We start from the raw sequence: 13,928 nt of genomic DNA, 5'->3' as shown, positions 1-13,928 counted from the left end.
TCCAAATCAATCTTCCGTAGTGGTCCCGCCTAGTTTCGCGAGGCGTTTTTCTTCACGCAGTTTTTCCCGCTCCACTTTCGCCGAAACCATAATACTAACTTCGTAAAGCATGAAAAGCGGAATTGCGACTAGAATTTGGCTATAAATATCCGGCGATGGGGTAATTACAGCAGCCACGATCAAAATCACGATCATCGAATGTTTACGGTATTCACGCATAAACGATGGCGTAAGAACACCGATTTTCGACAACACAAAAACGACAATGGGCAGCTGGAATGCTACTCCACACGCCAAAGTGAGCGTCGCGACCAGTGATATATAGGACGAGATGCTGAATTCATTGATAATAGCCGGATCAAGTGTAAAATTGGCAAGAAAGTTGATCGCCAATGGGGCTACAACAAAATAGCCAAACAGTACACCCGAAAAGAACAGGAATGTCACATAGAAAACAGCTCCTCGTGCTGATTGCCTTTCTGATGGCTTTAAACCGGGCTTAATAAACCTCCAAAGTTCCCAAAATGCATAAGGAAATGCGAACACGAGGCCGGCAATCACCGAAGATGTCATACTCATCGTGAACTGGTCGCCCATTCCGATTGCCTGTAACTTGAAATTAAGGGATTTAATACACAAGTCTTCATAGCCGACAATGACCGACAACTTGCAGAGCATCTTATAAGTCCAGAAATCAGCACGGGACGGGGCAATGATCACATAGTGATAAAGTTCCTCAATGTAAACAAATGCAAGAATCGCAAATACGAGAATCGAAGCACCGGCTCGTATTACATGCCATCTTAGTTCTTCGAGATGCGAGAGAAACGACATCTCCTTGCCATCGCCGTCTTCATCATCCTGCTCTCTGTCAAAATCCTGATCCAGGGACATATTTTAAATTATTACTAGAACTCAATCTAAGTGAAAAGCTGAAATTACTTAAAAAACCCGTCGAAGTGATCCGACGGGTTTTTTATTCATGCGTTCTGGATCAAATTAATCCATTACAAAAGGATAGTCGTTCTCAACGTACACGTCTGTGTAAGCCTCTTTCGGATCCGGCCACTCCGATTCCTCGGCGAATTGCACAGATTCCGCAACGATTTCTTTTACCTTTTTATCGATGTTTTCAAGATCCTCTTCAGTGGCAATCTTGTTTTCGAGTATCACCGCACGGATCTGCTCGATCGGGTCGCGGTGCTTATATTCTTCAACCTCTTCTTTCGAACGGTATTTCTGAGGATCGGACATGGAGTGTCCGCGGTAGCGATACGTGCGGAATTCGAGGAAAGTAGGACCGTCGCCTTTGCGTGCACGCTCAGCCGCGCGGGAAACCGCTTCGTGGATAGCCTCAACGCTCATCCCGTCAACCGGCTCGGAAGGAATATCGTACGCCTCTCCAAGGGTGTAAAGCTCCGTAACATTGGAAGTACGCGCTACGGAAGTACCCATGGCGTAACCGTTGTTCTCAACGACAAAGATCACAGGCAGCTTCCAGCTCATCGCCATGTTCAGCGTTTCGTGGAATGACCCCTGGCGGATTGCGCCGTCACCGAAGTAACAGATGCACAGGTTATCGGTTTTGTTATATTTCTCAGCAAATGCGATACCTGCGCCCAGGGGAATCTGGCCGCCTACGATACCGTGGCCTCCGATAAAGCCCACTTCTTTATCAAAAATGTGCATGGAACCGCCCTTACCTTTGGTAGTACCCGTCTTTTTGCCGAAAAGCTCAGCCATGATCGCGTTCGGGCTCGTACCCAATGCGAGCGGAATACCGTGGTCGCGATAAGCGGTAATGTACTTGTCGCCTTTTTTCAGGGCACTCACCGCTCCGGAAGAACAGGCTTCCTGGCCGATATAGAGGTGACAAAAACCACGAATCTTCTGCTGACCGTACAACTGGCCCGATTTTTCTTCAAAACGGCGTTGTAAAAGCATATTCTCGAACCAGAACATGTATTGCTCCTTCGGATGCTGTAACTTTTTGGGGGCTGATGCTTTCTTTTTCTCAGTAACGGTGGCCATGTATTTGGTTCTCGTTTATAAAGACAGAACTTTGTCTTAAAGTTATGGTATGAACAGAGTCTGTTTTGCCGTACTCACGCAATGATGTGCGAAAATAAGCATAAACTAAATAACAAAGAAGTTCATGTGGCTAGAAAAGCTCCGTCTTACATACTTTAAAAGCTATGAGGAGAAGGCCTTCACTTTTGGAAAACATGTGAACTGTATCGTGGGCGAGAATGGCAGCGGCAAAACCAACCTGCTCGACGCGATCTATTTTCTGACTCTTACCAAGAGCGCATTCCACAACCAGGACGCATTGGGCATTCGCCATACCGCTGATTTCTTCCTCATTGACGGCGTTTTCAACGAGCAGGACAAGCACATTCAGATCACATGCAGCCTGCAACGCGGTCAGCGGAAGGTTTTCATGGCCGATAAAAAGCATTACGATCGTCTGAGCGACCACATCGGCCTTTTTCCCGTCGTTCTCATCGCCCCCGACGATACCGACCTCATCCGCGACGGCAGCGAAGAGCGTCGCCGCTTTTTCGATGGTGTCCTCGGCCAGGCTGTGCCCGGTTACCTCGGCGATTTCCTGCATTACAATAAGATCCTGACCCAACGGAACGGCCTTCTGAAGCTGTTTGCCGAAAGAAATTATCTGGACGAAGATCTGCTCGAAACCTACAACGAGCCATTGATCGTCCTCTCGCAGCGCATTCACGAGCACCGCGCGACGTTTATGCAAAAATTTATCCCGCTGTTTTGTAAATACTACGAATTCCTGAGCAGCGGTCATGAAAAAGTGGATGTAATCTACGAAAGCGAAGTCGCCAGCCCCGATTTCCCGGCCGAATTCCGTCGCAACCGCAGCCGCGACCTGCACGCGCAGCGCACGGGCAAGGGCGTGCACAAGGATGAATATGTATTCGAAATTGACGGGGTTACGCTCAAAAAGTTCGGCTCACAAGGCCAGCAAAAGTCGTTCCTGATCGCCCTGAAACTCGCGCAATTCGAGCTGTTAAAAGAAGAAAAAGGCAAAACGCCTATTTTACTGCTGGACGATATTTTCGACAAGCTGGACGACCGGCGCATTCACAAACTGATCGAATTGATTGATACCGGCTTTCTGGCCCAGGTTTTCATCACCGACGCCCGGCCGGAGCGCTCGCAACGGATTTTGGAGCATGTGAAGGCGGATGTGCGGTTTTTTGAGATTGAGAAGGTGTTGAAGGAGTAGCTGCTAGCGACGCTTCGACGAATGCGTTATATTCATAATAAGGACGATATTTTCAAACACTGTGTAAGCCAAACGGTACTGCTTGTCAAGTAGCAGTTTCCTCATAGAAGGGATCATTTCGTCTGCCGCGCCGATGTAGGGGTAATGCTCCAACCTTTGCAAGCTGGCTTGAAGACTGTCTGTAAACTTTTCGGCACTTCGATCACCGCCGACATCATAAAGATAACTTATAATATCAGTGTAATCTTTCTTTGCGAGCGGACTCCATTTTATCTCGTATACCACGCCTGATTTCATTAAACACCTCTTCATTCGAGTAAAGAGGACCTGTTTCGGCTGAGCGCAGAGATTCGTTGAGTTTTTCTAAAAATTCAGGAGAATGAGTATCGACACCTGCATATGCTTCCTGCTCGGCAAATGCACGGATAGTAAGCAACAAGTCATGCAAGCGATCGTCACTGACCTCATTCACGAGCTGCATTAATTCTGCTTTTATTTCTCGACGATTAGACATAAGCTGTTCAATTGACATGTAACCTTTCTGTGAATTTACAAATTTCAAAACAAAAAATCCAGGCCAAACTGACCTGGATTTTCAAGCGGCATGCATTAATAATCAACCGCATTAAACATATTTCGGGTCCAGCTCCTTGGCTTGCGCCACGAACTCCTTCACCTTCTGTTCGTCGTCTTTTTTGCAGATCAACAGCACGCCGTCGAATTCCGCGACGATGAAACCATCGAGGCCGTTAATGACTACCAGCTTGTCTTTCGGCGTTTTGATGATCGAGTTCGTCGTATTATGCAGGATCAGGTTGCCGTCTGTAACATTCAGGTTTTCATCCTTTTCCGAAACTTCATACATCGATTTCCACGTTCCCAGGTCCGACCATCCGAAGCTAGCCAGTACGACGTGCACATTTTCAGCCTTTTCCATAATACCATTATCGATGGAAATGCTGCCGCAATGCTGGTAAGCCCGTTGGATGAACGAATCCTCCGAATCGAGGTAATAATGTTCGACTCCGCCCTGGAAAATTTCAGCAATGTCGGGCTGGAACTGATTCAGCGCCTTTTTGAATGCATTGATATTCCAAACGAAAATACCCGCATTCCACACAAAATCACCGCTATCCAGGAACTGCAATGCCAGTTCCAAATGAGGTTTTTCCGTAAACGATTTTACTTTTTTCACCGTCAGCTTATCCGGGATATACTGGATATAGCCATAGCCCGTGTCGGGGCGCGTTGGCTGGATACCGAGCGTAACCAGAATATCCTCATTGCGGGTCGCTCCGAGTGCTACTTTGATGGTATCCTTGAAAACCTCTTCTTTTAATATAATATGGTCCGCAGGCGCTACGACCACGTTCGCATTCGGGTTCCGCGCTGCGATTTTGTAGCACGCATAGGCGATGCACGGCGCGGTGTTCCGGCGGTGCGGTTCCAGAAGGATCTGGTCGTCGGTCAGTTCGGGGATCTGCTGTTTGATCAGATCCTTGTATTCCTGACTGGTTACTATATAAATGTTTTCAATGGGGCAAACGCCGTCGAACCGGTCGACCGTTTGCTGTAACAGCGTCCTTCCTGTGCCAAGCACATCATGGAATTGCTTCGGGAAATCCGTCCGGCTGAACGGCCAAAAACGGGTTCCTACGCCGCCTGCCATGATTATCACATAAGTGTCCTGCATCTGTGTTGTGTAAGGTATGTTTGTTATAACGTTAAATAAAATCCCTCAAAACTAATGATAAAGAGTCAGTATGCTCAATCCGGGCATCGGAAAAGTCCCGGAAAGTTAGTTCATGGCTCGAATAGCGATCTTTCGTCAATGCATTAAATTTCTCCCACATCATCGAATTATTTGATTTCCGATCACACGTATTTTTGTTTTATGAATTCCCAAAGAAAAAATTGGATATTATGTAAACAAAATCGATTTCTTAGTAACTTGTTACAGACATCAACCCACTAACCGACCATGATCCGAACTTCTGCATCCCTCAGAAATCTGCTTTTCTTGTTTCTCGTATTGTTGTTTTGCCAACATTCTTTCGCGCAGATTAGTTTGACCGGCAAGGTCACCGAATCGGTGACCCGGGAACCGCTCGCCGGCGTTAGCATTCGTATACAGGGTAAAGTGGCCGGCACGATCACCGACACAAAAGGTGAGTTTTCTCTGACCACCACTTCCAATCCGCCATTTTCCATCATCGTCAGTTCCGTCGGTTTTCAAACCCAGGAAATTGCGGTCACTGCGAGCATGTCGAATCTCGAAATAAAAATGGTAGAGCAGCCTGTGCTCGGTAAGGAAATCGTCGTTTCCGCATCTCGCGTTGAGGAAAGTGTCATGAAATCACCCGTTGCGGTTGAAAAACTCGATATCCGGGGCATTCGCGACACGCCGGCTACCAACTTCTACGATGCCCTCGCGAACCTGAAAGGCATCGACATGACGACGCAGGGCGTTTTGTTTAAATCCATCAACATGCGTGGCTTTGGCGCGACCGGTAACCCGCGTACCGTGCAGATGATCGACGGAATGGATAACCAGGCACCCGGGCTCAATTTTCCGCTCGATAACATCATCGGCATGTCGGAGCTCGACGTGGAGAGCGTCGAGGTTCTTCCCGGCGCGGCATCGGCGCTATACGGTCCCAATGCGGTAAACGGGTTGGTACTAATGAATAGCAAAAGCCCGTTCCTCTACCAGGGATTGAGCGCGAACGTCAAAGGTGGCATTATGCACGAAAAGACCCGTTCGAAAGCCACTACACCATTTGCCGAGGCTACTGTTCGCTATGCCAAAGCATTCCATAACAAATTCGCATTCAAAGTAAACCTCTCGTACATCCAGGCGAAGGATTGGGAAGCCACCAATTATACCAACCTCAACGTAGGCGGCAATGCCGACCCAAACCGTGGAAAAGGGACCGACTTGGATTATGACGGAACGAATGTGTATGGGGACGAAATCCAGACCAATATCAATGCAGTAGCTAAGGCGCTTGCGGCGTCGGGGCAGATTCCTCAGGCAGCGGTAAGCCTTGTTCCCAATGCATTTGTCAGCCGCACAGGTTTCCGCGAAAAAGATCTGGTGGATTACGATACTAAAAGTTTCAAGGCGAATGTGGCATTGCATTACCGCCTGAACGAAAAAGTAGAGGCCATCGCGCAGGTCAATTACGGCTATGGAACGACGGTTTACACCGGCACCGGCCGCTATTCGCTACGTGATTTCAACCTTACCCAGGCTAAACTGGAACTGCGGGGCGACAATTTTACCGTGAGAGCGTACACCACTCAGGAGCGTTCGGGCAAATCGTACCTGGCGGGCCTTGCGGCGGTTTCCATGCTGGGTGAGATCAAACCAAACAATACGTGGTTCGGGCAATATGTGGGCGCATTCGTGCAGGCGCGCGGTGCAGGTGCAGCAGAAGCCGACGCGCACATAGCTGCGCGGCAGTTTGCGGATCAGGGTATGCCGCAGCCGGGCAGCGCTACATTCAACCAGCTACTGGATAAGTACCGGAATATGCCGATCGTAAATGGAGGGGGCGGTTTCGCCGATAAAACCAACATGTACCACGCAGAAGGTTTTTATAATTTCAAAAACCAGGTCCGCTTTCTGGAACTGATCGCCGGAGCCAACTACCGCCTTTACACGCTTCGCTCGGCAGGGACATTATTTGCGGATACCAAAGAAGGGCGTGACGGCACGATACCTATTAATGAATGGGGTGCGTTCGTGCAGGCGGGCAAAAACCTGCTTTCGGAGCATTTAAAACTGACCGGTTCTATCCGTTACGACAAAAACGAGAATTTCGATGGACAATTTACACCCCGGGTATCGGCGGTTACTACATTTGGCGAGCATAATATCCGCCTTTCGTACCAAACAGGCTTCCGTATTCCAACCACTCAAAACCAGTATATCGACCTCAGAACACCATCCGGAACGCTCGTGGGCGGCTTGCCGGAGTTTGATTCACGTTACAACTTGTCGAGCGGTATTCTTCGGCAGAACCTCTCCGAGGCAAATGTAGCCGCTGTGGTACAAAGCGATCCGTCGATTATTCAAAGCGCTCAGCAATATGCGACGGTGGTGGTTACCCAACAGGCAACTACCGCCATTACACAACAGGTTACCACGGCGGTGACTGCGCAGGTCAACGCGGGCGTAGCGGCTGGGACCATTCCAAATGATCCGGCGGTGATCCAGGCGGCTATTACGGCTGGCGTCAACCAGACACTTCCGGGCGTACTGTCGGCACAGTTGCCGGGTATTCTCGCGACCCAGGTGCCGGCACTCGTCCCCGATCTGGCGAAGGCTTATGCATTGGGAAAACTGCCCAAATACCAGCCCGTGAAACTGAAACCGGAGCGCATTGCTTCCTACGAAATTGGTTACAAAGGCATTATCGCGAAAAAGCTCTTCATAGATGCCTATTATTATATCAGTAAATACAAAAATCTCATTGGCGGAACAGTTATCGTGGTACCGACGGCCGCCGCTGCACCGGGCCTGCCTATTGAATCGGGTATCGGAGTGGGTAATTACCAGGGCTTCGCGCGGACGGTGAATACCACCGAGACCATTACCACACGCGGCTTCGCGATAGGGCTGAATTATGCATTACCCAAAGGATTCAATATCGGCGGTAACGTGGCGAACAACGAGTTGAAAGATTTTACGCCGTCGCCTGAAGTGCAATACTCGCAATTCAATACCCCTAAATACCGGTACAATGTGAGTCTCGGACGCCGTATTACCAGCTCGAACACGTGGGGATTCAATGTAGTGTATCGGTATCAACAGGCCTTTTTGTGGGAATCGAGCTTTGTGGTGCCTACTACCACGGATGTTCCTGTGTTTTCAAATACAAGGGTTCCGGCGATCAAAAACCTCGACGCGCAGGTTAGCTTGAAAGTGCCTGCGATTAAATCGATTATCAAGCTGGGCGGTACGAACCTGTTCGGGAAATCGTACTTCCAGTCATACGGCAGCCCGAACGTGGGTAGCACGTACTACGTATCCATTATGTTCGATGAATTGCTGAACTGATTGTTCGGGAGGCTATTTTTCGCCAAAAGCCAGGTCACCGGCGTCGCCGAGGCCTGGCACTATATAATATTGTTCGTTCAGCTTCTGATCCACGGCTCCCAACCAGAGGCGGCATTGCGGGATTCTCTGTTGAAGGAATTGAACACCCTCAGGACTTGCGATCACGGAGGCAATATGGGTCTGAGCAGGAATGCCAAAACGGAGCAAAGCGTGGTAAACCTTTTCCATGGAACGGCCGGTTGCCAGCATCGGATCGATCATTACCAGGATCTTACCCGTCAGATCGGGGCTGGTGATGTAATCCATTTCAACCGTAAATTCCTCCTCTGCATTGATATGGTGCCCGCGGTAAGCTCCGATGAACGCATTATCGGCCTTATCGAAAATATTCAGGAAGCCCTGGTGGAATGGTAACCCGGCGCGCAGAATGGTGGCGAGCACAATGGGTTGCAACATCGACCGGCACGGGGCGGTACCGAGCGGCGTTTCTACTTTCTCCGTTTTGAAAGTAAGCGTTTTGGACATTTCGTACGCCAGCAGCTCACCCACCCTTTCCATATTCCGGCGAAACCGCATCCGGTCTTTCTGACAATTCACGTCACGCAATTCGGCCAGATAGTGATCTGCTATGGAAGGTTTCTGGGAAAGTAAAAACATGGGAGCGACAGTTTTTTAGACTACTCCATGCAAGATAATACAAATTCATTGACGTAATTTGGAACACCATTTCTAAAAATTACGTGCAAAAGCTCAATTTGCGGTCGAAGTAGATTTTTGTTGCCTATGTATCAAGGAATTATCCGGCATTTTAAATTACTGTTTTTAACACTGGTATCCTCGGCTTACGTACACGCGCAAAGTGCATTCGTTCCGCTCAACGACGACTATTACCATCTCATTGATCGTCTGGAAATCAAAAGGGGCAAATTTTCCGAAGGTTTTCACTACAATGCCAAGCCATTCGAGCGCAAAGCGGTGGTGGCACTCACCGACTCCATATTAAAAGAAGGCACCGTAGACCTGACCGATCGGGACTGGGAAACGATCGATTACCTGCGCGAGGACAGTTGGGAATGGACCAAAGGCATGATATCCACGGATTCGGCCAAGTACAACAAGCTGGCGCGACTGGGTTGGTTCAAATCGCCGCCGCCCGGACAGAAACGCAAATTTTTCAATCACCCCGCCGATCTGTACAGCATTCATAACAAAGATTTCGACCTGCATTTCAATTTTACTACTACCAACTTCATCGGAAAAGACGACAGCTACGACACTACGTCGCATCAGACGCTCTGGTTTACCGGTCGCGGGGTGGAGATCAGGGGGATGATTAATGACAAGTTGGGTTTTTACACATTTGTTTCGGATAACCAGGGCCGGTTCCCGCGCTATGTAAATGCATTTGCGCCCAAATACAGCTTCCCGGGCGAAGGTCTGGCGAAAGCGACGCGTAACCACGGCAACGACTTCCTTTCGGCGCGTGGCTACATTACCTTCCGCCCGTTGAAAGCCGTGAATGTGAAATTCGGGCACGATTACAACACATTCGGCAGCGGTTACCGCTCGCTGATCCTTTCGGACAACAGCAGTCCTTATTTGTTTTTAAGATTAGATACCCAGCTCGGCAGGTTCCATTATACCAACCTCTGGACCAGCATGATCGACGGTGGCGAGGACGCATTCTCTGAGTTTTTGAGAAAAAAGAAATTCGCCGCAATTCACCATTTGAGTGTTAACCTGACGGACAAAATCAATTTCGGGGTGTTCGAAGCCGAAGTTTTCAACCGCGATTCGGTTGGCGGCGGATATGACCTTAATTACCTCAACCCCATCATCTTCTACCGCTACGTAGAATCCTACATCGGCAGCCAGGATAATGCATTGCTCGGTTTCGATTTCCGCTGGCTCGTGGGCAAAACCGCTTCTATTTACAGCCAGTTTGTACTCGACGAGTTTTTGACCAAATTCCTTTTCAATGGCAGCGGATCCTGGACTAACAAATACAGCTTCCAACTCGGTGCCAAATACGTGGACGCTTTCGGCATACCTAACCTTGATTTGCAGGCCGAATACAACGTCGTGCGCCCTTACACCTACTCGCACAAGGACGGCGGGCGTAACTACATGCATTACGGTCAGGCGCTCGCGCACCCGTTGGGAGCTAATTTTAGGGAGTATTTGGGTATTTTGAGATACAAAGTCACGCCGAGGCTGTCGATTTACGGCACCGTCATGTCGGCCATGCAGGGTAAAGATCCGAGCACAGGGCCTTCTATCAATTACGGCGGCGATATTTCGAAGAGCTACGAAACGAGACGGCCGGGAGACGAGGGTAACCTGAACCAGAAAATCGGCCAGGGCATCAAAGCAACAACACTATTTACCGATTTACGCCTGTCGTACTCACTGGCCCACAATCTGTTCCTCGACGGCCGCTACCTGATGCGGAAAGTGACCTCGCAGGATGCAAAGGTGGCTACCAACTCCAACGTTTTTTCGATTGCCATCCGCTATAATATGGCTTACCGGCAACAGACCTACTGATTTTAATTTCTACTAAAATGGAAACTGACCCCCACGAACTCCGGAATCTTCTCAGGCTCGCATTGCTGGAAGATATCGGTGACGGAGACCATTCATCCCTCGCCAGCGTACCCGAAAATGCCACCAAGCGCGCCAAGCTGCTGGTAAAGCAGGACGGAGTACTCGCGGGTGTGGAAGTGGCGCAGATCATCTTCGATGAAACCGCAAAATATTACGGTTACCCCCTTCCGAAAATTGATGTGTTACTTTTTGACGGGTCTGTCGTATCAATAGGAGACATTGTTTTTACGGTAGAAGGAAACGCGCGTCTGATCCTGAAAGCCGAGCGGCTGGTGCTGAACATTATGCAGCGCATGAGCGGCATCGCCACTTATGCACGGCAAATGTCGGACCTGATCAAGGATTTGCCTGTAAAACTGCTCGATACCCGCAAAACGACCCCGAATTTCAGGCTGTTTGAAAAAATGGCGGTGAAAATCGGCGGCGCGGTGAACCACCGGATGGGCCTTTACGACATGATTATGTTGAAGGACAACCACGTGGATTACGCAGGTGGCATCGAAGCGGCGATTACCGGGGCTAACAAATACCTGAAAGAGACCGGCCGGAAGCTGAAAATCGAGATCGAAACGCGGAACCTGGCCGAGGTGGACGAGGTGCTGCGTGTCGGCAACGTCGATATTATCATGTTGGATAATTTCTCGCTCGACGACCTCCGGGAAGCTGTAAAGCGGATCGGCGATCGATACGAAACGGAAGCTTCGGGCAACATTACCGAAAAAACATTACGCGCAGTGGCCGAAACCGGTGTGGATGGGATTTCCAGCGGTGCGCTCACGCATCAGGCCCGAAGTCTGGATTTAAGTCTGAAAGCCTTCTAACCTTTTCATTCATATCAAAAGCGTATGCTGAGATCGATGAAAACCACATACGCTTTTGATCTTCAAGGGTTTCCTGCCGGCTATTCCCTGTGGATAACCGCATTGCTTGGCATTTGCATTCCATTCCTGTCCATAGCCCAGGAGCCGCCCCGGCCTGACGTCGACATCAATCTGTTCATCGCCGAACTTTTCCCCGTACCGCCCGACGATTCGGAAGACCTTTACGAAGCGCTTTTGCAGCTCTACGCCAGTCCGCTCGACCTCAACACCGCCACGCCCGACGACCTTGCTGCCACATTTATTTTAAGTGAAGAACAACTCCGTTCCTTTTTCGACTACCGTGCAAAAGCAGGTGCATTGCTCTCACTTTACGAATTACAGGCTATTTCTGGATTTGACATCTACACCATTAAAAGGCTGTTGCCCTTTGTGACGATCAGTGTCAAAGCGGTTTCTCTTCGCGACGCATTAAAAAATCCAGGTCAGCATTTCCTCATGTTGCGTTCGGGGAAGTTGCTGGAACAGCAGAAGGGTTATGCACCGTTGGATTCCAATTCGAATGCGACGACACGGTACCAGGGCCCGCCCTTCAACGGCTACATTTGCTACCGCAATGCCCGGAGCGGTGCTTATAGCTTTGGAATTACATTGGAAAAGGATGCCGGGGAAGAAATATGGCAATGGAATGCCCGCAGGCAGATTTTGGGCATTGACTATACTTCCTTTCATGCGCAAATCCTCAACCGGGGACGGCTTAAAAACCTGATTATCGGCGACTTTCAGATGCAGGCAGGGCAGGGAATGATTACCGGCGCAGGATTTTCACTGGGTAAAGGCGCTGAGGTGATCCGTTCCGTTTACAGAAGCACAACCGGTCTCAAACCTTACACTTCCGCTACCGAAGCCACCTTTTTCCGGGGCATTGCAGCGACGTGGAGCGTTACCACACGCACCGATCTCACCATTTTAATCTCCAAAACAAAACGCGACGCCACCCAGGAACCGGACAGCATTCATTCCAACATTACCACTTCCCTGCCCGTTACCGGCTACCACCGCACACCTTCGGAAATTGAAAAACACAATGTGCTTGGAGAACAGCATGTCGGTTTGCATTTGCTGCACAAAATAGCGTCCCAAAAAGGACAAATCGGGCTCACAATGCTGCATACCGGCTATGATTCTTTTATCCAAAAACGTGATCTGCCTTACAACCGCTATGAATTTTCGGGCAAGCAAAACCTCGTTGCAGGCCTCCACGGCGATTACCATTGGCAGAATATCCATTTTTTTGCTGAAACCGCGATTTCAAAAAGCGGCGGGAGCGGCGCTATCGGCGGGTTCATTGCCAGCGTCGGCAAGAAGATCGACATTTCCTTGATGGCCCGGCATTATGCCCGCAACTTCCATACATTTTGCGGCAACCCGATCAGCGAAGCCACACGTCCCATCAACGAGCGCGGCGCCTACGCGGGCGCACGCTGGTCGCCCTCGCGGAAATGGCAATGGAGCACCTACTTCGATTATTTCCGGTTTCCATGGCTGAAATACCAGGTTGATAAACCTTCCAGCGGTTTCGATTATTTCCTGCATTTGCTATGGAAACCTTCGAAGCGATTGAATGCCTATTTGCTATTTCATGAGAAGCATAAACAGGTTAATGATCCTGCGGCAGAGGGTAATAATCCATCGCTCATCCGATCTATTAAGCGGACAGCCATGTTCAATATGGATTACGAAATTCCGCTCAAATGCGCTTTCCGGACCCGGCTGCAATATGGCGAGTTGAAAAATGCGCATTCAAAAGGCTCCCACGGCTTCACGATCGTGCAGGACATGACCTGGCATTTTTCAAAGGTCGAAATCAGCGGCCGCGCGGCATTTTTCAAAACCGACGATTACGACAGCCGGCAATATGTGTATGAAAGAGATATGCTTTACGCATTTTCGATTCCCGCCTACTACAATACCGGCATCAGACATTATTTAATGCTACGTTACACCATTTCAAAACAGCTTAAAATATGGCTCAGATGGTCGCAAACGCGGTATTCAGACATTGAAAAGATCAGCTCAGGACTCAACGAAATTAACGGTAGCAAGCGAAGCGAGGCAAAAGTACAGGTGATGTATCAGTTTTGAAGCCGTATTTTTGCAGCGCGAAAGGAAATTCTTTTGAAGT

General features: G+C 49.3%; 11 protein-coding genes. 5 read left to right on the top strand and 6 right to left on the bottom strand.

The features are described 5' to 3' along the window. Positions 1-6: 6 nt before the first annotated feature. Positions 7-894: a twin-arginine translocase subunit TatC gene (tatC, locus tag J7619_RS23590; protein ID WP_291204542.1), complete on the bottom strand. Its 888-nt coding sequence runs from the start codon at positions 892-894 to the stop codon at positions 7-9. Positions 895-999: 105 nt separating this feature from the next. Then, positions 1,000-2,031: a pyruvate dehydrogenase (acetyl-transferring) E1 component subunit alpha gene (gene pdhA, locus J7619_RS23585; protein WP_291204539.1), complete on the bottom strand. Its 1,032-nt coding sequence runs from the start codon at positions 2,029-2,031 to the stop codon at positions 1,000-1,002. A 124-nt stretch (positions 2,032-2,155) separates the two neighbouring features. Between pdhA and recF the strand changes: the two genes are divergently transcribed. Further along, complete coding sequence (recF, locus tag J7619_RS23580) at positions 2,156-3,253, top strand: DNA replication/repair protein RecF (protein WP_291204536.1); 1,098 nt, start codon at positions 2,156-2,158, stop codon at positions 3,251-3,253. A gap of 3 nt (positions 3,254-3,256) precedes the next feature. Here recF and J7619_RS32315 read toward each other — a convergent pair whose 3' ends face one another. The 3 genes from J7619_RS32315 to J7619_RS23570 form a co-directional block, all read right to left on the bottom strand. After that, positions 3,257-3,550, bottom strand: coding sequence for a type II toxin-antitoxin system RelE/ParE family toxin (locus J7619_RS32315; protein ID WP_409012761.1), 294 nt, complete (start codon positions 3,548-3,550; stop codon positions 3,257-3,259). After that, positions 3,489-3,785 carry a hypothetical protein gene (locus J7619_RS23575; protein ID WP_291204533.1) on the bottom strand — a complete coding sequence of 99 codons (297 nt, stop codon included), beginning with the start codon at positions 3,783-3,785 and terminating at the stop codon, positions 3,489-3,491. The genes J7619_RS32315 and J7619_RS23575 overlap by 62 nt, the downstream gene beginning before the upstream one ends. Before the next feature lie 93 nt (positions 3,786-3,878). Then, positions 3,879-4,946 (bottom strand): mannose-1-phosphate guanylyltransferase, encoded by a 1,068-nt coding sequence (locus J7619_RS23570; RefSeq protein ID WP_291204530.1) that lies wholly within the window; start codon positions 4,944-4,946, stop codon positions 3,879-3,881. Between the two features lie 288 nt (positions 4,947-5,234). On the opposite strand from J7619_RS23570, the gene J7619_RS23565 reads away from it, so the two are divergent. Continuing rightward, entirely contained in the window at positions 5,235-8,318 is a 3,084-nt protein-coding gene (locus J7619_RS23565) for a carboxypeptidase-like regulatory domain-containing protein (RefSeq protein ID WP_291204527.1), read from the top strand. A 12-nt stretch (positions 8,319-8,330) separates the two neighbouring features. Here the strand turns inward: J7619_RS23565 and upp are convergent, their stop codons facing one another. Then, the gene (gene upp / locus J7619_RS23560; RefSeq protein WP_291204525.1) at positions 8,331-8,975 is read right to left on the bottom strand and encodes a uracil phosphoribosyltransferase; all 645 of its coding nucleotides are present in this window, start codon (positions 8,973-8,975) and stop codon (positions 8,331-8,333) included. Between the two features lie 126 nt (positions 8,976-9,101). Between upp and J7619_RS23555 the strand changes: the two genes are divergently transcribed. The 3 genes from J7619_RS23555 to J7619_RS23545 are packed head-to-tail and all read left to right on the top strand — an operon-like array spanning position 9,102 to position 13,888. Then, entirely contained in the window at positions 9,102-10,865 is a 1,764-nt protein-coding gene (locus tag J7619_RS23555) for a capsule assembly Wzi family protein (RefSeq protein WP_291204522.1), read from the top strand. A gap of 17 nt (positions 10,866-10,882) precedes the next feature. After that, the gene (gene nadC / locus J7619_RS23550) at positions 10,883-11,746 is read left to right on the top strand and encodes a carboxylating nicotinate-nucleotide diphosphorylase (protein ID WP_291204519.1); all 864 of its coding nucleotides are present in this window, start codon (positions 10,883-10,885) and stop codon (positions 11,744-11,746) included. A gap of 36 nt (positions 11,747-11,782) precedes the next feature. Continuing rightward, positions 11,783-13,888 (top strand): helix-hairpin-helix domain-containing protein, encoded by a 2,106-nt coding sequence (locus J7619_RS23545; RefSeq protein WP_291204516.1) that lies wholly within the window; start codon positions 11,783-11,785, stop codon positions 13,886-13,888. The last annotated feature ends 40 nt before the right edge of the window (positions 13,889-13,928 follow it).

This window comes from Dyadobacter sp. (genome assembly GCF_017744695.1).
In the GTDB taxonomy this organism is placed as follows: domain Bacteria; phylum Bacteroidota; class Bacteroidia; order Cytophagales; family Spirosomataceae; genus Dyadobacter.
The sequence above is the reverse complement of the archived record's forward strand: the minus strand, read 5'-3'. Positions and strand labels throughout refer to the sequence as shown.